The following is a 21568-nucleotide window of genomic DNA, read 5'->3' on the forward strand; positions in this document are numbered from 1 at the left end:
GAATAAAGAAAACAGTTCAAGCAAAATCCAAGCTATTTTTTTGAAAATATCTGGATGATTGCCAAACTGTTATAATTTATATAACTGTTCAATTTATATATAGAAATCAATTTAGTGGTTCGTCATTTAGTCATTTGATTCGCTTTCAAGATCCAGGCCTTCGGGGTCTTCACTTTCAAGGAAAATATTGATTTCATCGTCAGAAAGAACATTATTTGTTTTCAGGGAGGCATAATTATCCTGGAAATGGGGCGAATAGAGCGGAGAACTGATATTCTGACCAGAGGCGACCATATCTCGAATGCGCATTAGTTCCGAATATTCATGGATGGAGATGATGACAGCCTGGGGTTTGTTATTTTTGACGATGATATAGGGATTGCCTTCATCTTCAACGGCCTGAATAACTTTTGAAGCTTGTCCACGGCCTAACTCCGAAACGGAAATCATACAGTCAAATACCCGGCGCAAATCCATGCGAGAATCTCCCCTCCCTCAGCAGATCACAAATGTCATGCTCAGACAAACGTCCAAAGACATTTTGATTATAAGCTGGAAACTGGAATAATGCAACAAGCGGCTGAATGATTTTAGTGGTAATTAACATGCATATCTGCATGAAAATAGTCGAAGAAACGACAATCCTTATTAATAAGAGAAATAAATCAATGAGATTTGTCAAAATTTTTTTCCTGAACTGCCCTGAACCATCAATTGAACCTTTTAAGGCAACAGGCAATAAAATGAAGCGTGAACATATTATTCATTGAGGAGTGTGTCGGTAAAATGAAAGGAAACATGAAACATGTATTTCCGGGCGGAAATACCTCAGAGGGATTTTTTTCGTACTATTCGTTTCTGCTGGAAAAAGGTACGAAACGAACTTTTGTGGTCAAAGGGGGACCTGGCGTCGGAAAATCAACGTTGATGAAAAAAATTGGGAACAGAATGGCAGAAATGGGTTATGATGTGGAATTCCACCACTGCTCTTCCGATCATCATTCCCTCGACGGAATAGCGGTTGTGGATGCCGGGATTGTGATGGTTGATGGAACTGCACCGCATATTGTGGATCCAAAGTATCCTGGAGGTCTGGATGAGATCATAAATCTGGGAGAATTCTGGGATACGGATGCCATACAGCACAATGTAAAACATATTATCGCGTCAACGAATGAAGTCAGCCGTCTGTTTGCCAGGGCTTACCGTTTGTTAAGTGCAGCCAGAGCGGTCGCGGAGAATATGATGGCAATAACCAGGCAGTCTATGGATTTTTCCGCATTGAATATGGAAATATCGCGTTTGGCAAAGAAAATATTTGAGGGTGTGTACATGGCGGAAAACTCCGGTAGGACCGGCGTGGCCAGACATCTGTTTTCCTGTGCGTATACACCGGAAGGTTTTGTTGATTTTACAGATTCTATTCTTCAGGAAATCCGGCAAATCGTTTATCTGGAAGGCGAGATGGGCACAGGAAGATCCGTTCTTATGGAGAAAATTGCCACCAAGGCCATGGAAAAAGGTTTTGATGTAGAAATCTATCACTTACCGCTGATCCCTTCCAAGATCGGAACGATTGTGATCAAAGAACTGCAGGTTGCCCTGACGTCGAGCGAATATTTCCGAAACAATCATCAAGAGTCCGTTAACCTGAACAGGCATGTCCATACAGAGCTTTCTTCATCACTGACACAGGAACTGAACAGTGACCTGGATTTGTTTGGTCATCTTATGCACAGCGGAATGGACTGCATTCACCAGGCCAAACAGGAGCACGATGCTCTGGAGCAATATTATGTCCCGTATATGAATTTCAAGGCTGTCGAAGAAAAATACGAGGAGATCTTGAGCAGGATTTTGGATATTGCGGACAGTGAGGCCTGCGCAGCAGAAAAACAACTACATTAAGACATACCGCGGAGGGGGGACAAAAGATGTGTCCCTCCCTTGGTTTTCTATCTCCCTGATGCGGTCCTTTGAAGTGATTTTTTGTTTGATGATTGGTTATGATAGAATAGGAAAATATCCTATCATGAGGTTTTTATGGAAAAAGATCTATATATGACAATTTCCAGCAAAACAAAACAGCTGCTGGTCAAACAGGAAGGTTTCGATGCGGATTTCAAGATGACAGTTAAAGGCATTCAAGCCACAGATTTAGTAGCATTTGCGAATTCAGAAAATGGAGGAACCATTTTAGCTGGCGTGGGTGAAGTTGAAGATAAAAACAGCATGCAGAAAGGTAGAATCATCGGCTGTCCTGTTGGTGACAAGGAGAGACTCTTTATTTTAAGTAAAGCTGAGAGTTGTGTTCCGCCTGTTGAAGTCGCTATAATAATAGAAAACTATGCCAGAAAGCCAATCTACCGAATTGAGATTCCCTCCGGTAAAGAAAAGCCGTACTGTACGGCCGGGGGCACATACAAGATCAGAGGGGACGGCCGGACCAACACCCTGCTTCCTGGAAGGCTGCTGACCCTTTACATTGAAAAACAAAGCGAAACATTTTTTAACCGCTTTCGTGAAGCAACGAAAGAACTGGGGAAAGATATCCTGGCTTCGGATACACTGCTTCAAAATGCCTTAAACGAGCTCAGACGCAAAGTGCTGCAGATTGAATCTGCCATTGGGAGCAGCAATCAAAACAGCCTGGAAAAAATAGCGGCTATTGATAAGAAAATAGATAAGCTTTTGTCGCTGCAAGCTAAAGGAGAATGAAATGAATTTCAACACAAATACGGATCTTGATTATGAACCGCTGATCGTGGTTGAAGGGAAAAACGATGCGCATGCGGTCAGACGCGCCCTGGGCAAAGTTGACGTCATCTGGACGGAGGGGTTTGGATTGACCGAGCAAAAGCTGGAGTATATTGCGGAGATGGCAGAGAGACGCGGCGTTATTGTCTGTACGGATCCTGATTTTGCTGGAAAACAGATTCGGGAGCGAATCAATAAACGGATCCCGAAAGCCAGGCACGTTTATCTTTCCGTCGAGGTAGCCCGCAATCCGAAAGATCATGATATTGGCCTGGAAAACGTTTCTTCGGAGGAGATCAGGAAAGCGTTTTCCAAAATACTCGAAGTAAAGATTTCGAATATGGACAGCAACGATGGAGTGAAAATTGCTGAGAAGATAAATGCTGAGGCGGTAGTAATGGCTGATTTGCGGCAAAGCGGCCTGGTTGGGCAATGCTGTTCGGCTGCAAAACGGGTCCGGCTCGGGAAAATTTTGGGGATTGGGGATACCAACGCCAAGCAATTTTTATTTCGCGTCAACCGTTTTGGGATAACTAAAGACGAATTTTATTCCGCAGTAAAGCAGATGGAAGGGAATGGGAAGTAAGTGACGAAAGCAGGATGGGAAGATACGGCGTCCTATATCCGCAGAGTTGTACGCCATGGGGTCCGGGCCAAAAAATCTTTGGGTCAAAATTTTTTAGTTAATGACAGCATTATCGAAAGGATCGTTCGGGAGGGTATGCCCTTAAATGATCTGCCACTGGTTGAGATTGGACCGGGGCCGGGTGCTCTAACGAGGATGCTTGCCCCAAAATTCCCCAGATTGTGGGCGGTAGAACTTGATAAGGAAAAAGTTGAGTTGCTCCAAAGAGAATTAAACGCCTACCCGTTTGTTCTGCTGCATATGGATGCCCTAAAGCTTAAACTAGCCAATCTTTGGGGACAGGAAAAAGGCTGGCTGATTGGCAATCTCCCGTACTACATCACAAATCCGCTACTGATGCATTTCCTTGACCAGGCGGAATCGCTGCTGGGCATGACCGTAATGGTCCAGAAAGAAGTTGCCGACCGAATGTGTGCCCTGCCCGGGGGAAGGGATTATGGGATATTATCGATTGCCGTTCAGTTATCAGCCGAGGTTAAAAGGCTGTTCGATGTTCCACCTTCGGCCTTCTGGCCTCAGCCGAAGGTCACATCGACGGTGCTAAGACTGGATATCCGGCCATATCCAGGATTCTCATTGGAAAAGAGAGACGTCTTTTTCAAGGTTGTGCGGGCGGCTTTTGCGCAGCGAAGGAAGATGTTGCTGAATACGCTTTCCAGCGGACTCTCTTTACCCAAAGAGCAAACTGCGGAGATACTCAAGGCTGCGGGAGTAGACCCGAAGCTCAGGGCTGAAGATGTCGGGATACTTGATTATCAGAAGATTGTAGCCGTCTGGGAGGCGCAAAGAAATTGATTCTAAGGATACCGGTTTGGGAACCGGTATTTTTTTATGTCATAAAATAGAGTAAATCAGAAAATATAGATGCAGCGATTTTTAAAGGAGTTTGCGAAGAGCAGGAGGGTTAGACATGTTTAAGACAGGAGATATTGTGGCCCGCCTTTCTTATAACCAGGATTTATTTCTAAAAATACTGGCCCTGAATAAAAGGCGCAAGAAAATAACGGCAGTACTTGGTGGACTCAATTACCGATTAATCGCCGACGCCGATGTCGATGACCTTATTTTCAAGGATGATAAGCAAATTGTCCATTATCAGCTGGCCGATTCTCAGGAAGTTTATAAAAAATTCCGTAAGGTTGTCTACGATCGCAAATTCAAGGTTGAAGAAGAGTACTTTGAAATACCGGGCAAAATTCTTCATTTGGACGGAGATCAGGAATATTTGGATCATTGTCTAAAAACGTATAGACAATTGGGACTTCAGGCCAAAGGAATTTGCAAATCGGAAGCGGAACAGCCCAAGGCAATTGCCGGGTCTTTGCGAGATTATCCGGCGGATATTCTGGTTTTGACAGGACATGATTCTTTGCTTAAAGGGAAAAGCAATTTGAAAAGTCTGGACAGCTACCGGAGCTCGGGTCATTTTGTGCAGTCCGTTACGGAAGCAAGGAGAATTCAGCCGAATAAAGATCAGTTGGTTATCTTTGCAGGCGGATGCCAGTCTAATTTCGAAGCAATCATTGAAGCCGGTGCAAACTTTGCCTCTTCGCCAAGACGAATGATGATTCATGCCTTAGACCCTGTGTTTCTGGTGGAGAGCATTGCCTATACGCCAATTGACCGTACCGTTTCTCTCAAAGATATCATTCGGCATACAGTTACGGGCGTAGACGGTGTAGGCGGAATTGAAACAAGAGGACAGCTCAGAAGAGGTTACCCCAAAGTAGAGCATTAATTCATGAATAAAATACAAGTTTAGGAATAATTTACGCAGATTTCCACAAATTAAGCTCGGAGGGATGCTATGACCGAGCATATTATGGGAAATCTGCTTATTATCGGCGGAGCAGAAGACAAGGAAAAAGACTGTAAAATTTTAAAATATTATTACCGCGAGGCAGGAGAAAAAAGATCCAGGATATGTGTTATTACTGCAGCTTCAGAGGACGGGGAGCAGGCGGGGATCATTTATAGAGACCTTTTTATGAAGTTTGGCTGCTCAAATATAGACGTGATTGCCATTCAAGACAGAGCGTCTGCCAATGTAGGTGAAAATATTGAAAAGATCGTTCAAGCCAGCGGTATTTTCTTTACAGGGGGGGACCAGCTCAGGATCACAGCGATGATCGGCGGAACTGCAATGGGTATGGCCTTGCAGCATCTGTATGAGCAAGGGGTTATTATCGGAGGGACCAGTGCCGGAGCATCCGTAATGTCTGATACAATGATCATCGGCGGACAGGGAGATACGCCTGGTGAAGACTTAATTCAGATGGCCCCCGGACTAGGACTTTTGAAGGGTATCATTATTGACCAACATTTTGCCCAAAGGGGAAGGATTGGACGGCTAATGACGGCTGTCTCCTTAAATCCGTACTTCTTAGGAATCGGAATTGATGAAGATACATCTGTCCATATCAGAAATGACGGGAACTTTCGGGTGATCGGGCGCGGAACGGTACTTATTACCGATGCTTCATGTGCAGTAATCAGTAATGTGGACGACTTAAATAATGGAAAGCCTCTGGCCCTTGCCCCGGTCAAAGTACACATTTTGAGTGAAGGCTGGAGATTTAATATTACTGAACGGACCAGCTTTCTGAGTGAGGCTGAAGGATTCAGTATGAATCATTCGGAGCTGTCTAAAAAGGAAATGAAATAGGAGGCTACATCTTCATGAGGATACATCAGGTGAAAGCAATTGAAGGTGCAAACTTTTTCAGTTACAGGCCCGTGATCCGTGGAATCGTCAGTATTGCCGAATGGCAGGGGAAAATGACCCATGAGCTTGGCGATTTCAATCAAAGATTGTTAAAGGCGCTACCTTCACTTGCCGACCATACCTGTTCCCGTGGAAAACCCGGAGGGTTTGTTGAAAGACTGGAAGAAGGAACATTGCCTGGACATGTACTGGAGCATGTCAGTATAGAATTGCTGACTTTAGCCGGAGAAAAAAGCCGTTACGGCAAAACGCGTGTTCTGGTTGAAGAAATGAAAGAATATGAAGTGATCTATGAATATGAATGCAAGGAAGCAGCGATTGAGGCACTTTATGCTGCAGCCGGTTTTCTCAACCAGCTGCGCTATGGGGAAGAGCCGAATGCTGAGCCGTTGGTTGCTCAATTAAAAAAACTTCGTTCAGCCTATATGCCCGGGCCGTCCACGCAAGCCATTCTTCAGGCTTGCCTTGAGAGAGGTATTCCTTACGATAAGCTTGGGGATGGAAATCTTTATCAGCTTGGCTATGGCCGTCTGCAAAAAAGAATACAGGCGGCGATGACAAGTGGAACGAGCTGCATCGGAACAGATATTGCAGCAGACAAACAGCTTACGCGGCTAATACTCAGTGAGTCTGCCATACCAGTTCCACGCGGAAAGATTGCTTCTTCGGAAGAGGAGATTCTGAAGCTGTTCCGACAATTTGCCAGCAGTGTGGTTATAAAGCCATGTCTGGGAAATCAAGGGAAAGGAGTATCTCTCAATTTAACGAAGGAAAGTGAGATTGTTAAAGCCTGCCGCCTGGCGCAGGTCTACAGCACAAAGGTGATTATCGAAGAATACATCAAAGGAAACAACTACCGGCTTCTTGTTGTTGGGGGCAAATTGGTGGCGGCGGCCAGGAGAAGACCGCCGATGGTTGCCGGAAACGGCAAATCGAGCATTGAAGAACTGATCGAACAGGAAAATAACAACCCTCTAAGGGGAACGGGGCATGAAAAGTATTTATCAAAAATTGCGGTTGATCCCATTCTTATTTTGGATCTCAGCCGGCAGGGATTTTCGCTGAAATCTGTTCCGCATCTTGGAGAACAAGTCGTACTCCGGCAAAGTGCGAACCTCAGTACCGGATCAACGGCAGTGGACGTGACGGGTTTGGTGCACAGGGATAATGCTGAGCTGGCTGTTTACGCAGCAAGCGTACTGGGACTTGATATTGCCGGGATAGACTTTATTCTGGGAGATATCAGGCATTCTTACCGGGAGCAGGATGGCAGAATTATTGAGGTCAATGCAGCTCCGGGTTTAAGAATGCATTTGCTGCCCAGTGCCGGCCAAAGCAGGAATATCGGCAGGGATATTGTCAATATGCTCCTTCCGCATGGAAACGGCAGAATCCCTATTGTCTCGGTGACAGGAACCAATGGCAAGACAACTGTCGTCCGTCTTTTAAGTAAGATGCTCCGGAAACAGCAGTTAACGGTAGGGATGACATCCACGGAAGGAATCTATATTAATGACAGGCTGCTCAGCAAGGGTGATCACAGCGGACCTGCCAGTGCCCGGACTGTTCTGAGACACCCCGATGTCCAAGTTGCAGTCCTGGAAACAGCCAGAGGGGGGATTTTACGGGCAGGTCTCGGTTATGATTATGCGGATGTTGCGATTATCACAAATATTTCTGAGGATCATCTCGGTCAATACGGTATTGACAATATTGAGGATTTGAGCAAGGTGAAGAGTCTGGTTGCTGAAAGAGTACAAAAGCATGGTTTTGCCATTCTAAATGCGGATGATCCTCAGGTTGTGAACCTGGACCAAAAAGCCAGTGGACATGTTATTTATTTTAGTACCGAAATCCAGAACAGAAGAATCTGTAAACACCTGGCGTTTGGAGGGGTTGCCGTGGTCGCAGATCAGAAGAAGATATGGATTTATCAGGGGACCTGCGGCTCAACTGTTTGTAACCTGAACAAAATCCCGATTACCTGGGGAGGAAAAGCGAGGCATAATGTTCAAAATGTCCTGGCAGCTGTTGCAGCTTGCTATGCGTTGGGATATAATGCTCAGCAAATCAGGAGGGCGGTAAGCGGCTTCGGGCAAAATCCTGAAGATAATCAGGGAAGGCTCGAATATTATGAAATGGATGGCTTTAAGGTAGTTCTGGATTACGGTCATAACCCTGCCGGTATTAAAGAGATTGTCCAAACACTTCAGATGATTGGGCACAAGAGGATTGTAGGGTGTATCGGCTTGCCCGGTGACAGAAGCGACGCCACAGTAAAACAATTTGCCAGGGAAGCTGCCGCAGGATTTGATCTGCTGTATATTAAGGAAGATGCAGATCTGCGAGGCAGAAAATCAGGAGAAATTGCGCATATGATCTATGAAGAAGCTTTAAGTGAAGGAAAAAAGGCAAGTTCAATGAAGATCATTCTTAAGGAAGAGGAAGCTCTGCGCGAAGCTCTAGCAAAAGCCAGAGAAGGAGATATTGTTGTGATCTTTTATGAAAAAGCAGAGCCGTTAAGAAAAATCATTAATGACCACCTCAATTTAATCCTGCCGGAAATAAGAAATTTGGCGGATTAGAATATTTTTCTGGCAGGATGAGGGTGTAATACGCTATAATATTAGGAAAATAATTCTATCGTATCAAAGGTAAAAGAACTTGGTAAATATGAAAGAAAATTCTGTGGTTGTTTTGGCACCGGCCAAGATAAACCTCGCGCTGGCTGTCAATGATATCAGGACTGACGGATATCATAGTCTTGAAACGGTCTTCCAATCTGTGTCTCTATTTGACCGGGTTGAAATCACACTTCAAGGTGACGGGATATCTTGCCTTTGCGGCGAATTAAGCGGCGAAAAAAATCTCGCTTATCAGGCTGCCGGGCTTTTTCTGGATGAATATAAGGCCAGGACATCAGGTGTAACTCCCGGAGCTGAGATTAATATCGAAAAGCATATTCCGTTGCAGGCGGGGCTTGCCGGGGGAAGCAGTGATGCCGCAGCTGTTCTTATAGGACTGAACAGGCTACTGTCAAATCCTTTCTCTTATGAACATTTAGTGGGACTGGCTAAACAGTGTGGTTCGGATACGGCATTTTGTCTGCTTGGAGGAACAGCATGGGGGGAAGGGACCGGTTCTGAACTCAAAGAACTTCCCCGGGCACCCGAGATGGATATCATCCTGGTTAAACCGGAACAGGGAGTAAGCACTGCAGATGCATATCGATTGTTTGATAAACGCGCTGAATTTTCGAAGCTCAATCAAAAAAAATGGGTGAGTGTTCTAAGTGCTGCCAGGATTGATATGATTGGCAGAATGCTTTCCAATGATCTGGAGAATGTTGTTTTTGATCTTGTCCCTGAGATTTCTGTCTTAAAACGGTGGCTGCTGGAAGGAGGCTGCCTTGGAGCTCTGATGTCCGGAAGCGGGTCTACACTGTTCGGCGTCGTAAAGGATCATGGTCAGGGAGAAAAGATGCGCAAGGTTCTGGCTGAGAAGGGTTATCATCAAACCTGGTTAGTAAAAACGATCGGTTCTCGAAATATTAAATCTGGAGAAAAGGAGTGATTTTTGGTGGAAAGACGTTTAGTACCGGTAAAACTTGACAGTTATAAACCTCTGAGGGAAATTGTGCTTGAGGCTCTACGGGAGGCTATCGTCAGTGGAGTCCTGGAGCCGGGAGAACGCTTGATGGAAATCCAGCTGGCGGAAGAAATGGGCGTAAGCCGTACACCTGTAAGAGAAGCGATCCGTAAACTTGAACTGGAGGGCTTTGTGGTCATGGTTCCGCGAAGGGGCGCTTATGTGGCAGGAGTCTCTCATAAGGATGTTAAAGACGTATTTGAAATCCGCGCAGCCCTGGAAGGACTGGCAGCAGGACTCGCCGCCGAGAAGATTACAGAAGAAGAAATTGACGAGATGGAGCGGATTTTATATTATGAAAAAATGCCTGATTCTCTGGATGTTATTGTCCAGTCCGATATAGACTTCCACGCTCTTTTGTATAAGGCAAGCCGGAATGAAAGGCTGATTCAAATTCTTGCGAACCTGAAAGAGCAGACACAGCGGTTCCGGACAACATCTTTGGCAGTTCCGGGAAGGGTTAAAAATACGATTCAGGAACACCGGGCGATCATTGATGCTGTGGCAAGGCATGATGTGGAAGAAGCGCAAAAGCTTGCAGCGGCGCATATTGAAAATGCCGGGAATGTCATGTTTGAAGCTTTAAGGGGCATGTCATCGAGCCGTAAAAGCGAATAACAGTTCCTGCATAGTGTTTTATGAGATAAAATAAAAGAGATGATTGCATGAAAAGAATTGAAAGAATGATTGCGTTAACAGAAATCCTGATTTCCCACCCGAATGAGCTTTTGACTTTAGGTTTTTTTGCTGACCGTTTTGATACTGCGAGATCGACCATCAGTGAAGACCTGGTCGCGATTAAAGAAAGTTTAACGCTCACGGACAAGGGAAATTTGGATACAATCTCAGGGGCGGCCGGAGGTGTCAAGTATTTGCCCGGAATCGGCAGAGAAGAAGCAAAAGACTTCCTGACATCTCTTGCCGGAAACTTAAATGCGGGCGACAGAACGCTTCCTGGCGGATTTCTTTATATGTCTGATATTCTCTATAATCCTATCATTGCCAGGAAATTAGGGCTTATTTTTGCGAGCGTTTTTCGGAAAAGAAGTCCTGAAGCCGTGATAACGATTGAAACAAAAGGGATTCCGCTGGCCCTGATGACTGCTGATGCGCTGGGTGTACCTGCTGTTGTGGTGCAGCATGGCAATAAAGTGACGGAAGGTTCTTCGGTTAGTATCAATTACATATCCGGTTCCTCCAAAAGAATTCAGACCATGTCTTTAACCCGCAAGGCTTTGGGTACCGGGAAAAAAGTACTGATCATTGATGATTTCATTAAAGCCGGGGGCACAGCCAAAGGGCTGATCGACCTTATGCAGGAATTTGATGCCAAAGTCGTAGGCCTTGGCATTTTGATGGAAGACACACTCTGGAATAACTCAAGGCTAGTCGAAGACTACCTTGCTCTTCTGCAGCTGGAAATCGATTCTTCAAAAGGCAGGACGTTTGTCAAGGCAAATGACCCAAAAATGATGTAGAATATTTTGAATTGGAAATTTTTTTTGTTAAAAAGAAGGAGTTTTTTGCCAAATAGAGAATAAAAAAAGAAGATTTTTCTGGAGGCGAAAGAGAAGGGTGGTGATTCTCAGCATGGAGATTACTGACGTCAGAGTCCGAAAGGTAAATGCCGAAGGCAAGATGAAAGCAGTCGTATCGGTTACATTTGACAACGAATTTGTTGTTCATGATGTAAAAGTGGTTGAAGGGACGAATGGTTTATTTGTGGCGATGCCCAGTCGAAAGACCCCGGAAGGCGATTTTCGCGATATTGCCCACCCGATTTCATCTGCGGCAAGAGAAAAAATCCAGACTAAGGTACTGGAAGAATACGGAAAGGGCATTGAATAATATTTGATTCAGCTGAGGAGAGACCATCATTTGAGAGGTCTCTTTTTTATCATATTAAATAAATCTGCAATAATATAGGCGGAATACAAAAAAATATCTGTAATTTCTTTTTATTCTTGGCAATAATTCGTTATAATAATGAAGTACAACTATGCGAGTATCTGCTCATCCATCATAGGATATTTTAAGGTTGATAAGGTACTTGATCACTTTGGAGGGTAAATAAGGAAATGTCTCATTTTACAGCAGTCATTTTGGCTGCGGGAAAAGGTACCCGTATGAAATCGGAATTACCAAAAGTGATGCACACGTTGGCTGGCCGTCCGCTGATCGACCACGTTCTGGAGAAGGTTGCAAAACCGGGAATTAATGATGTTATTACGATTGTTGGTCATGGCCGCGAAATGTTGTGGGAACACCTTGGGGAACGAACCAGGGTGGTTGTTCAGGAAGAACAATTGGGCACAGGTCACGCCGTGATGCAGGTATTGCCATTGATCGATGAAAACAGTAGCATTCTGGTCTTAAGCGGGGATCAGCCGCTTTTAGCCGGGCATACGCTTCAGTCATTAATGGAGATTCACCAAAAGACGGGCTCTTCAGCTACAGTACTCACGGCGGTCATGGAGAATCCTTCTGGTTATGGAAGGATATTGAAAGAGAACAATGTTTTTCAAGGCATTATCGAAGAAAAAGATGCAGATGTTTTGCAAAAAGGGATTAAGGAGATCAATACAGGCACCTATTGTTTCAACGGAGCAGCCTTAAAATTTGCGCTTCAGAAGATTACGCCTAAAAATGCCCAGGGCGAGTATTATCTCACTGATGTCTTTGATATCCTACTTTCGTACGGTCAAAAAATTGAGATCTTTTGTACGGACGACCCGTCAGAAGCTTTAGGCATTAATAATCGGGTTCAGCTGGCTGAAGCTGAGGATATCTTGTATGATCGAATCAGAAAATACTGGATGATGGAGGGAGTAACGATCATCAATCCTCCATCGGTTTTTATAGATGCGGAAGTTGTTCTTGGGAAGGACGTCATCCTTAATCCTTTTACAATGATTAAAGGAAATACCAGGATTGAAGAAGGCGCGAACATTGGCCCCTCGACAACACTGATCAACTGTGTTTGTCAGAAGGGATGTCAGATCGAACACTCTGTTGCGAGAGACGCGGTGATCGGAGAGAATTGCCTTGTGGGACCGTATGCTTACCTGAGACCCGGAACGGTTTTGGGTAAAGAGGTTAAAGTTGGTGATTTCGTAGAAATTAAAAACAGCATCATTGAAGAGGGAACCAAAGTCCCTCACCTGAGCTATATTGGCGATTCCAGGTTGGGCAAAAATGTGAACATAGGTGCAGGAACGATTACCTGCAACTATGATGGCGAGAATAAGCATCAGACCATTATTGAAGACCGTGTTTTTGTTGGCAGCAATACAAACTTTGTTGCTCCAGTATCTATCGGCAAAGAAGCAGTCATCGGCGCCGGGTCAACAATTACGAAAGATGTTCCTGATCAGGCTCTGGCGATCGAAAGATCACAACAGCGAATTATTGAAAATTGGCACTTGTCCAAGAAAAAGTAGGGGGAAAATTATGGCTACGAAAGAACTTAAAATTTTTTGCGGAAACGCAAATAGGGAACTCGCGCAGGAGATTGCCGATTATCTTGGCATTTCCATGGGGGTTGCCAATGTCAAAACATTTATGGACGGCGAAATCAACATCGGAATTGATGAAAGCGTAAGGGGTGCCGATGTGTTTGTTGTTCAGCCGACCTGCGCGCCAACCAACGATAGTATTATGGAGCTGTTAATCCTTATTGATGCCTTGCGGAGAGCGTCAGCCTATCGGATTACGGCAGTGGTCCCCTATTACGGCTATGCCAGACAGGAAAGGAAGACAAAGGCCAGAGAACCGATTACGGCGAAACTCATGGCCAATCTCATAACGACTGCTGGAGCGGATCGTCTGGTGGCCATGGATCTTCATGCACCTGCAATTCAGGGATTTTTCGACATTCCAGTTGATCATCTCCCTGGAGTACCGATCCTCGCGGAATATTTTATGGAGAAGAAACTCGAAGATATTTGCGTTGTATCACCTGATATTGGAGGAGTCGGCAGGGCCAGGAATTTTGCGGAACGAATCGGGGCATCGCTCGCAATTGTGGATAAACGTCGGCCTGAACCGAATGTATCAAAAATAATGCATGTCATCGGTGACCTGCAGGGAAAAATAGCAGTACTTATTGACGATATCACAGATACCGGTGGTACGATTACTCAGGCTGCAGCTGTACTGATGGAAAAAGGGGCCAAAGAGGTCTATGCCTGTTGTACGCACCCGGTATTATCTGGCCCTGCTATCGGCATTCTCGAAAAATCCGTTATTAAAGAATTTGTCGTAACAAATACCATTCCTTTAACCCCGGAAAAGAAGATTGATAAGATTAAAGTACTTTCTGTTGCTCCTTTATTGGGCGAAGCTATCGTTAGAATCCATGAGGATTTATCCGTCAGTAAATTATTCAGTTAGTTCTTCGGAGCACTTAGATAAGGCCGTCTTTGGGACCCTTGTCAGCATTGGTGGTGGCTTCTTCATCCTGCCCCTCGCAGAAATTATCCGTAACAGACGTGCTGATTTCTGCTGAGACAGGCTGGATTGGTTTGTCTGTATCATCCGGGAAATCTTCGCTTGTTTCAGCGTCCTTGTTCTTTTTCCAGAATCTGTTCAGATCCTGACTTTTTCGACTTGCCTTTTGGGAAGCAACCTGGATCATGGATTTGACATTATCATTGATGCCTTTCGTAAAAAGTTCAAGTCTCTCTTCACAGTCTTTAACCGCAACGACGACATCGGAACCGATGGTAAGAATATCGTCGGCTTTCAGGCTGGCTTTTCCCTTGAAAAGCCCCTCTATTTTACCTCCGGAGATATCAAGACTTGATATCATGCCATTTTCGGTATCGATATAGAACTCTTCAATGATACCGAGGGTTTTGCCGCTGGCAGTAATGACTTTTGTTCCAATGATCGCCGTTTTTTCTTTGAGAAGTTCTAAAATATCAGGTAAATTTGTCGCTTTTTCCGCCTGATTCTCAGTGCTGACGGTGATGACGTTTTCACCAATGCTGACAACCCTGTTATAAGGAATAATACGCTGTTCTTTGAAGAACCCCTTGGGGTCGACCATCAATGCGGCAACAGCTTTGGCTTTCGGGTCAATGACGATATTGCGCACAAACCCGATTTGTTGGCCTTCTTTTAGAGAAATAATCGGCAGGGATAAAATTTTTTTACTGGGCAGCATAGGATTCCCTCCTTTTTTAAGTCTATCAAGAAAACGCTAACAGCTTTCCGACAGATCTAAGTGCAACTAAGGCTACCGCCGAAGCTTGGCGCCAGCCAAGTTTTCTAAAAAATAATCTTTATAAAATTAATCCTTGATTAATGCTGTTCTGTCTATTCAATTTATGCTTAGGACTTAAACGATATGCCGATAAGGAGAATTTATGAGGGCTGTAATCGGTCTCGGGAATCCGGGAATTAAATATAGCGAGACAAAACATAATGCAGGGTTCATGCTACTGGACAGAATTGCGGCTCAGGAAGGATTGTCTTTCCGTAATGATTTTCGCGGCAAAGTGGTTGAAATGAGAAACAAAGATGAGCGGATATTCTTTCTGAAGCCAATTACCTATATGAATCTAAGCGGTTTAGCCGTTGGGGAACTGATAAGCTATTATAAAATAAATACGCAGAATATATTGGTGGTCCATGATGATATGGATCTCCCCCTCGGCAGGATACGATTGAGGGCCAAAGGGAGTGCCGGGGGACATAACGGACTGAAATCCATAATTGCGGAATTGGGGTCACAGGATTTCTGGCGTCTTAAAATCGGCGTTGGAAGACCAAAGACAGAATTTGATGTGGTTAATCATGTACTCTCAACGTTTCCCAAAGAGGAAAAAGCAGTGTTGGATGGTACTCTGGACAGGGCACAGCGTGCTGTAGGATTGTGGATAGAGGGCCGTGGGGACGAGGCCATGAATCTATTTAACCAGGAAAAACAGTCACTTTAAATGAAGCTGAAGCGTATAACCTTAGATTGGATAGGCAAGCATATTACTTAGGAGGTGTTTTATCCTATGTATATGCTTAAAATATGCCGTTGCTGTGATACCATCGTTGGTGAACTGGAGATGGATGACGCCAGGCCACTCAGGATGGATTTTTCTGTTGAAATTAAAGGTAATGTTGCCTATACACTTTGCTCAAAATGCATGAGGGAACTGGATATCAGCCGAGTGACGTACTATCAGTAAATATGGTTTGCTCAACCCGAATACTCGGAGAACAGGTATTTTCTATCCTGACCAGAGATATGATAAGGAATGAGCCACTTTTTGCAGGAGGGCAGCACATGCCTACGATTAATGATTTTTTGTACAAAGGTTTGGATATTGGGGAAATAAGCGCTGCCTTAAGCAGAAAAGAGTCCCCACAAATGATTTACCAAATAACCGGCAGCGAAAAAGCTGCGTTTGTAGCCCAGGTCTCCTTGCTGAAGCAGCAGGCTCTGATCATCACCTATACAGATGAACAAGCCCAAAAATGGGCAAGAGATCTGGAGGCATGGCTTCCCGGAAAAAATATTATGCTTTTCCCGACAACAGAGTGGCTTCCGTTTGAAGTTTTCAGCAGAAGTCACGAAATTACGGCAGAGAGAATCCGGGTCCTGAGCAGCCTGCTCCCATTCAACCGGGAAACAGACAGCGAAACAATTGTCGTTGCACCCGTCCAGGCGATCATGAAGAAACTAATTCGCCCGGAAAAGTGGCTGATACATTGTATCCTTTTTAAGGTCGGGGAACAGTATGCAGTTTCTGACCTTATGCGCTTATTGGTAGAGGCCGGCTATGAACGTGAAGAAACCATTGAGGGCAGAGGCCAGTTTGCTTTGCGCGGTGGGATTCTCGATATTGCACCACATGACAGAGATCCTGTCAGGATAGAATTTTTTGATGAGGAAGTAGATTCTATCCGGGTATTTGATTTGGAGACTCAAAAATCGCTGGAAAGTATTTCTGAGGTCCTTATTGTTCCTGTTCAGGAGTATGTTATTGATACCAAAAGGCAGCAGGATCTGAAAGGGGAAATCAAAGCCAGGGCCCGCAAAGCCGTCGGTCGTTTACAGCGGCTGGATCGGGTAGAAGCGGTTAAGAGACTTCATAAAAAAGTAGAATATCTTGAAAACCGGCTGAACACGGGAATTCTTGATGAAAGCATTTATCCCTACCTTAGTCTGCTGTCCGAAGAGTATGTTCCTTTCTTTGAATGGCTCGATCAGGATTGTCTTGTATTTCTCGATGAACCGCTCCGGCTTAAGGAGCAGCTGGATTTTCAGTCCAATCAGCGTCTTACTGAATTTACGGACAACCTAGACAAGGGAGAAGAGTTTGTTAATCCCGATCATTTATTTATTAGCTTTGAAGATTTGCTCGCTAGCGGAAAGCGTCCTTTGCTGGGCCTGTCGAATTTATTGCGGGAAATACCCGGGTTTGACCCTAGAAGAGTGACGAACATGATTGCCCGCCCTTTAGCCGGGTATGGTAAGACTTCAATCCTGGTGGAAGAGATTCAGCGGTGGAAGTCCATCGGATACGTGATTGCACTTTTTGCAGGGAATGAGGAACAATCTCAGCGACTTGGGCAAGGGTTAAAGGACAGAAGCATTAATGCCAGTCTGGTCAGGATGGAAGATCGAATCATACAGGGCGGCGTTTATATTTATCCGCTTTCGATCAACCAAGGCTTTGAACTGCCTGTAAGCAAAATGGTTATTTTTTCAGAATCGGAAATATACCGAAGAGAACGAAAACACCAGGCAAAGCCCAAAAAAGGCCCAAAAGAAACAGATATTCTTTCTTTCAGCGACCTTAAACCAGGTGATTACGTTGTGCACTTTTACCATGGAATCGGCAAGTTTACCGGAATTGAAACCATTGAGGTCGATGGTATTGAAAAGGATTATTTTGCGATTCGTTATGCCGGTGAAGATAAGCTGTATGTGCCGCTTGATCAGCTGCAGCTGCTGCAGAAATACCTCGGGACAGAAGAATCAAGCACGCCCAAGCTGAACAAACTGAACGGCAATGAATGGAACAAGGCGAAAGCCAGGGCACAGAGTGCTGTTAAAGAGATGGCCATCAATTTACTTGAGCTTTATGCGAAAAGGGAAGGGGCTGTGGGATTTGCTTATCCGGAAGACAGCCATTGGCAGAAAGAGTTTGAAGACCGCTTCCCATATGAAGAAACACCAGACCAGTTGCAGAGTATTATGGAAGTCAAGAAAGATATGATGAAGTCCCGGCCGATGGACCGGCTTCTTTGTGGGGATGTGGGGTACGGTAAAACTGAAGTTGCCCTGAGAGCCGCATTTAAGGCGATAATCAGCGGCAAGCAGGTTGCAGTCATGGTACCGACGACCATCCTCGCCCAGCAGCATTATAATACGTTTAGAGAACGCTTTATGGATTATCCTGTAAAAATCGAAATGCTAAGCCGTTTTCGCACAGCCAAGGAACAGAAGCAGATCATTCAGAGTCTGAAGGACGGGTCGCTTGATATCGTGGTCGGTACCCACCGTCTCCTATCGGAAGGTGTTAGCTTCAAGGACCTGGGTCTGCTTGTTGTCGATGAAGAGCAGCGTTTTGGTGTTGCTCACAAAGAGAAGATCAAAACCCTGAAGACCAATGTCGATGTTTTAACCCTTTCAGCTACGCCCATTCCCAGAACCCTGCATATGTCTCTAGTTGGCTTAAGAGATATGAGCGTTATCATGACGCCTCCGGAAGATAGGTTCCCTGTTCAGACATTTGTTGCCGAATTTAATGCGGATCTGGTAAGAGATGCAATACGCAGGGAATTATACAGAGGGGGCCAGGTGTTTTTTGTCCATAACCGGGTCGAGACACTGGATAGAGTGGTCAGACTGCTGAATTTGATTATCCCGGAAGCCCGTTGTGGGGTTGTACATGGGCAGATGAGCGAAAGCCAGCTTGAGAAAGAAATGATTTCCTTTTTGGAAAAAGAGAAAGATATTCTAATTTGCACTACCATCATAGAAACAGGTTTGGATATGCCGAACGTCAATACACTTATTGTCGATGGAGCGGATAAATTTGGCCTGAGCCAGCTTTATCAGCTCAGGGGCAGGGTGGGCAGGTCAAACCGGAAAGCGTATGCCTACTTTTTATACCAACCGCAAAAAATTCTGACAGAAGAGGCAGAAAAGAGGCTGACTACAATCAGGGAATTCACTGAATTTGGTTCCGGTTTCAAGATTGCCATGCGTGATTTGGAAATAAGAGGAGCAGGCAATTTTATTGGGGGGGAACAGCATGGGCATCTTGCAAGCATTGGCTTCAGCCTTTATGTCAAGATGCTGAAAGAGGCAGTTCAGCAATTACGTGGTGAAACAGTGGAAGAAGTCGCTGAGCCAGTCATAGATATTCAGGTCAAGGCGCTCCTTCCTGATGAATATATCGTGGATAAGCAGATTAAGGCTACGCTTTACCAGAGAATGCTCGGCATTTCTAGTGAAGAACACTTAAGTGACTTTCTGGATGAACTGGTGGACAGATTTGGAAACCCGCCCGATGAAGTTGAAAACCTGGCTAAAATTATCAGGATAAGAATGAAAGCCAAACAACTGGGTCTCGAACAGATTGCTCAGCATAAACAGAATATCTCCCTGCGGTTTGCCGCTGATCCCGGAATATCCGGAGAACAGCTGATGAGTATTGCCGCAAAATTTCCTTACCCGTTGTCATTTGCAGCTGGGGAACAAGGTAATCTTGAATTGAATCTGCGGCTTAGAGTTTCGAGTATAGAAGATATCTTTAAAGCCATATTCAAATTATTTGATATTTTAGAGGAATATGTGATGCATCCGGCAGCAGCTGCCAGGACCGTATCCAGTACAGTTTAAATTGCTTAATAAATCGTAACTTGGTATAATGACTTCATCCGAGCGAAAGGGAGATAGGGATTAATGAAAAAAATAACAATAACAATGATCATCATGCTGCTTGCTTCGCTGCTTATGCTCAATGGCTGCGCCAAACAGGAATTTGCAGTTAAAGTGAATAAGCAAAGTATCCTCATGACGACTTATGAAGAAAAGTTAAATGCCAGCAAAACCTATTATGAGAAGCAGGGTATGGACTTTAGCACGGATGAGGGCAAGGCCAGTCTGGAAAGCATCAAGAGTTCCGTCCTCGAAAATATTATTATGACAGAATTAATTCGACAGGAAGTTGAGAAGAATAAATGGGATACAACCAATCCAGATGTTACAAAGAAAATAGATGAGCTCAAAAGTACGCTGACCAATCAGGATTATGCAAGTTTTCTGAAAGAACAGGCGATGACCGAAGAAGAAGTGGCCAATTTTTATGCTTTTTCGTATTACGTTGGTAAAGATGTGACAGTTTCGGATCAGGAAGTCCAGCAGTATTTTGAATCGCATTACTCGGATTTTGGCGGACAGGATGAACAGGTCAAGGCCAGCCACGTTTTGGTTGCAACTGAAGCGGAAGCCAATAAAGTAATCCAGGAGTATAAGGCTGGTAAAGATTTTTCCGAACTGGCCAAGGAATATTCTACAGACACCGGCAGTAAGGATTCAGGCGGGAATCTCGATTATTTTTCCCACGGAGAAATGTTGACTGAATTTGAAGAGGCTGCTTTCAGCCAGGAGGTAGGAACCATCTCGGAAAAACCGGTCAAGACGAAATATGGCTACCATGTCATTCTGGTTGAAGACCATAAAGAGGCTGTTGTGCCTGACTTTGAAAAGGTTAAAACAAGCGTTCAGGAAGCTGCTTTGGCAAATGCCAAAAATCTGAAAGTATCAAGCTATTATTCGGAACTCAGACAAGCAGCTGAAGTCGAATACGCCGAAGAATTAAAACCGGCAGATACAACTGCTAAATAAGCAATAGGATTGTTTAATCTGATCAAACCATAAGAGGAGTAACAAAACTTCAGTTTTTGTTACTCCTCTATTTATTTATTCGTGAGTCTGCAATAGACCAAGAATATTTTGGTACAAGACAGATCGGTCATCTCGGATTATTCTTTTTTGCGTGTATGGAAAAATATGAATAATAAAGCAGTTCAAGATATATACTAAGATTGAATTAGTCGCTTTGGAAAAAGGAGGGAGAACTTAATGAAAGCAACCGGAATTGTCAGAAGAATAGATGATCTTGGCCGAGTAGTTATTCCCAAGGAAATCCGGCGGACTTTACGGATAAGAGAAGGAGATCCACTGGAGATTTTTGTGGACAGAGAAGGGGAAGTGATACTAAAGAAGTATTCGCCAATTGGTGAGTTGGGAGACTTCGCCAAAGAATATGCGGATTCTTTATTTGAATCAACAGGACATATTGCCTGTATCGGAGATAGAGATGTCATCATCGCGGTGTCAGGGGCTTCCAAGAAAGACTACCTAAACAAATCTCTTGGCGCTGTAGCCGAGCAGGCCATGGAAGAAAGGAGAACCATTTACAATACGGGAGAATCTTCTGTTTTGAAAGAAACAGAAGGAGAGGAAAAAGTCAAAGCAACAAATCAGGTCATTGCACCGATTATTGCTGAAGGCGATCCCATTGGGGTAGTCGTACTCATGTCCAAAGAACCGAACATCAAGATGGGAGATTTGGAAATCAAACTTGCTGAAACTGCAGCGGGCTTTTTAGCCAAACAAATGGAACAGTAATGTTTAAATGCAAAGAATAAAAATCAAAAAGGACTGTTAACAGCATGTTGACAGTCCTTTTCTTAATGGTGCGTGCTCAGATAAGCGCGCATTACCTAATTGGTGAAAGTCCAGTTGGGGTAAGTACCAAGGCGTCCCGAGATGC

Annotated in this window: 20 protein-coding genes; 18 read left to right on the forward strand and 2 right to left on the reverse strand. The window is 44.5% G+C overall.

From position 1 onward, the window contains the following. Positions 1 to 126: 126 nt before the first annotated feature. Complete coding sequence (locus AB3489_RS00430; RefSeq protein ID WP_019224840.1) at positions 127 to 477, reverse strand: type II toxin-antitoxin system Phd/YefM family antitoxin; 351 nt, start codon at positions 475 to 477, stop codon at positions 127 to 129. Positions 478 to 786: 309 nt separating this feature from the next. Between AB3489_RS00430 and AB3489_RS00435 the strand changes: the two genes are divergently transcribed. The 13 genes from AB3489_RS00435 (at position 787) to AB3489_RS00495 (ending at position 14168) form a co-directional block, all read left to right on the forward strand. Then, positions 787 to 1908 (forward strand): ATPase, encoded by a 1122-nt coding sequence (locus tag AB3489_RS00435; protein WP_368293529.1) that lies wholly within the window; start codon positions 787 to 789, stop codon positions 1906 to 1908. A gap of 135 nt (positions 1909 to 2043) precedes the next feature. Continuing rightward, entirely contained in the window at positions 2044 to 2718 is a 675-nt protein-coding gene (locus tag AB3489_RS00440; RefSeq protein ID WP_368293530.1) for a helix-turn-helix domain-containing protein, read from the forward strand. 1 nt (position 2719) lies between these two features. Next, positions 2720 to 3343, forward strand: a complete 624-nt coding sequence (locus AB3489_RS00445; protein ID WP_368293531.1) for a toprim domain-containing protein — start codon at positions 2720 to 2722, stop codon at positions 3341 to 3343. Then, positions 3344 to 4198 (forward strand): 16S rRNA (adenine(1518)-N(6)/adenine(1519)-N(6))-dimethyltransferase RsmA, encoded by an 855-nt coding sequence (gene rsmA / locus AB3489_RS00450; RefSeq protein WP_019224835.1) that lies wholly within the window; start codon positions 3344 to 3346, stop codon positions 4196 to 4198. Between the two features lie 115 nt (positions 4199 to 4313). Further along, a complete protein-coding gene (yabG, locus tag AB3489_RS00455) occupies positions 4314 to 5141 on the forward strand; it encodes a sporulation peptidase YabG (protein ID WP_368293532.1) in 828 nt (275 codons plus the stop codon). Between the two features lie 69 nt (positions 5142 to 5210). Then, positions 5211 to 6068 carry a cyanophycinase gene (locus AB3489_RS00460; RefSeq protein ID WP_368293533.1) on the forward strand — a complete coding sequence of 286 codons (858 nt, stop codon included), beginning with the start codon at positions 5211 to 5213 and terminating at the stop codon, positions 6066 to 6068. Positions 6069 to 6082: 14 nt separating this feature from the next. Beyond that, positions 6083 to 8713 (forward strand): cyanophycin synthetase, encoded by a 2631-nt coding sequence (gene cphA / locus AB3489_RS00465; protein WP_368293534.1) that lies wholly within the window; start codon positions 6083 to 6085, stop codon positions 8711 to 8713. Positions 8714 to 8801: 88 nt separating this feature from the next. Then, positions 8802 to 9701: a 4-(cytidine 5'-diphospho)-2-C-methyl-D-erythritol kinase gene (gene ispE / locus AB3489_RS00470; protein ID WP_025204964.1), complete on the forward strand. Its 900-nt coding sequence runs from the start codon at positions 8802 to 8804 to the stop codon at positions 9699 to 9701. A gap of 6 nt (positions 9702 to 9707) precedes the next feature. Further along, positions 9708 to 10394: a GntR family transcriptional regulator gene (locus AB3489_RS00475; RefSeq protein WP_015042331.1), complete on the forward strand. Its 687-nt coding sequence runs from the start codon at positions 9708 to 9710 to the stop codon at positions 10392 to 10394. A 47-nt stretch (positions 10395 to 10441) separates the two neighbouring features. Next, positions 10442 to 11254, forward strand: a complete 813-nt coding sequence (gene purR, locus AB3489_RS00480; protein WP_019224831.1) for a pur operon repressor — start codon at positions 10442 to 10444, stop codon at positions 11252 to 11254. Between the two features lie 112 nt (positions 11255 to 11366). Beyond that, entirely contained in the window at positions 11367 to 11624 is a 258-nt protein-coding gene (gene spoVG / locus AB3489_RS00485) for a septation regulator SpoVG (protein ID WP_015042333.1), read from the forward strand. 230 nt (positions 11625 to 11854) lie between these two features. Further along, positions 11855 to 13216, forward strand: a complete 1362-nt coding sequence (glmU, locus tag AB3489_RS00490) for a bifunctional UDP-N-acetylglucosamine diphosphorylase/glucosamine-1-phosphate N-acetyltransferase GlmU (protein WP_368293535.1) — start codon at positions 11855 to 11857, stop codon at positions 13214 to 13216. A 10-nt stretch (positions 13217 to 13226) separates the two neighbouring features. Then, on the forward strand, positions 13227 to 14168 hold the full coding sequence (locus AB3489_RS00495; RefSeq protein ID WP_019224828.1) for a ribose-phosphate pyrophosphokinase: 942 nt from the start codon (positions 13227 to 13229) through the stop codon (positions 14166 to 14168). Between the two features lie 13 nt (positions 14169 to 14181). Here the strand turns inward: AB3489_RS00495 and AB3489_RS00500 are convergent, their stop codons facing one another. Then, positions 14182 to 14943, reverse strand: a complete 762-nt coding sequence (locus tag AB3489_RS00500) for a PRC-barrel domain-containing protein (protein WP_368293537.1) — start codon at positions 14941 to 14943, stop codon at positions 14182 to 14184. A 202-nt stretch (positions 14944 to 15145) separates the two neighbouring features. Here AB3489_RS00500 and pth point away from each other — a divergent pair, with 202 nt between their 5' ends. From pth to spoVT, 5 genes are all read left to right on the forward strand, one after another. Further along, positions 15146 to 15718, forward strand: a complete 573-nt coding sequence (gene pth / locus AB3489_RS00505) for an aminoacyl-tRNA hydrolase (RefSeq protein WP_368293539.1) — start codon at positions 15146 to 15148, stop codon at positions 15716 to 15718. 66 nt (positions 15719 to 15784) lie between these two features. Continuing rightward, on the forward strand, positions 15785 to 15961 hold the full coding sequence (locus AB3489_RS00510) for a hypothetical protein (RefSeq protein WP_167539421.1): 177 nt from the start codon (positions 15785 to 15787) through the stop codon (positions 15959 to 15961). A gap of 98 nt (positions 15962 to 16059) precedes the next feature. After that, positions 16060 to 19629: a transcription-repair coupling factor gene (mfd, locus tag AB3489_RS00515; RefSeq protein WP_368293541.1), complete on the forward strand. Its 3570-nt coding sequence runs from the start codon at positions 16060 to 16062 to the stop codon at positions 19627 to 19629. Positions 19630 to 19692: 63 nt separating this feature from the next. Then, complete coding sequence (locus AB3489_RS00520; protein ID WP_368293543.1) at positions 19693 to 20637, forward strand: peptidylprolyl isomerase; 945 nt, start codon at positions 19693 to 19695, stop codon at positions 20635 to 20637. A gap of 237 nt (positions 20638 to 20874) precedes the next feature. After that, on the forward strand, positions 20875 to 21423 hold the full coding sequence (spoVT, locus tag AB3489_RS00525) for a stage V sporulation protein T (protein ID WP_015042341.1): 549 nt from the start codon (positions 20875 to 20877) through the stop codon (positions 21421 to 21423). Positions 21424 to 21568 lie beyond the last annotated feature (145 nt).

Source organism: Dehalobacter sp. TBBPA1 (assembly GCF_040931655.1).
In the GTDB taxonomy this organism is placed as follows: domain Bacteria; phylum Bacillota; class Desulfitobacteriia; order Desulfitobacteriales; family Syntrophobotulaceae; genus Dehalobacter; species Dehalobacter restrictus.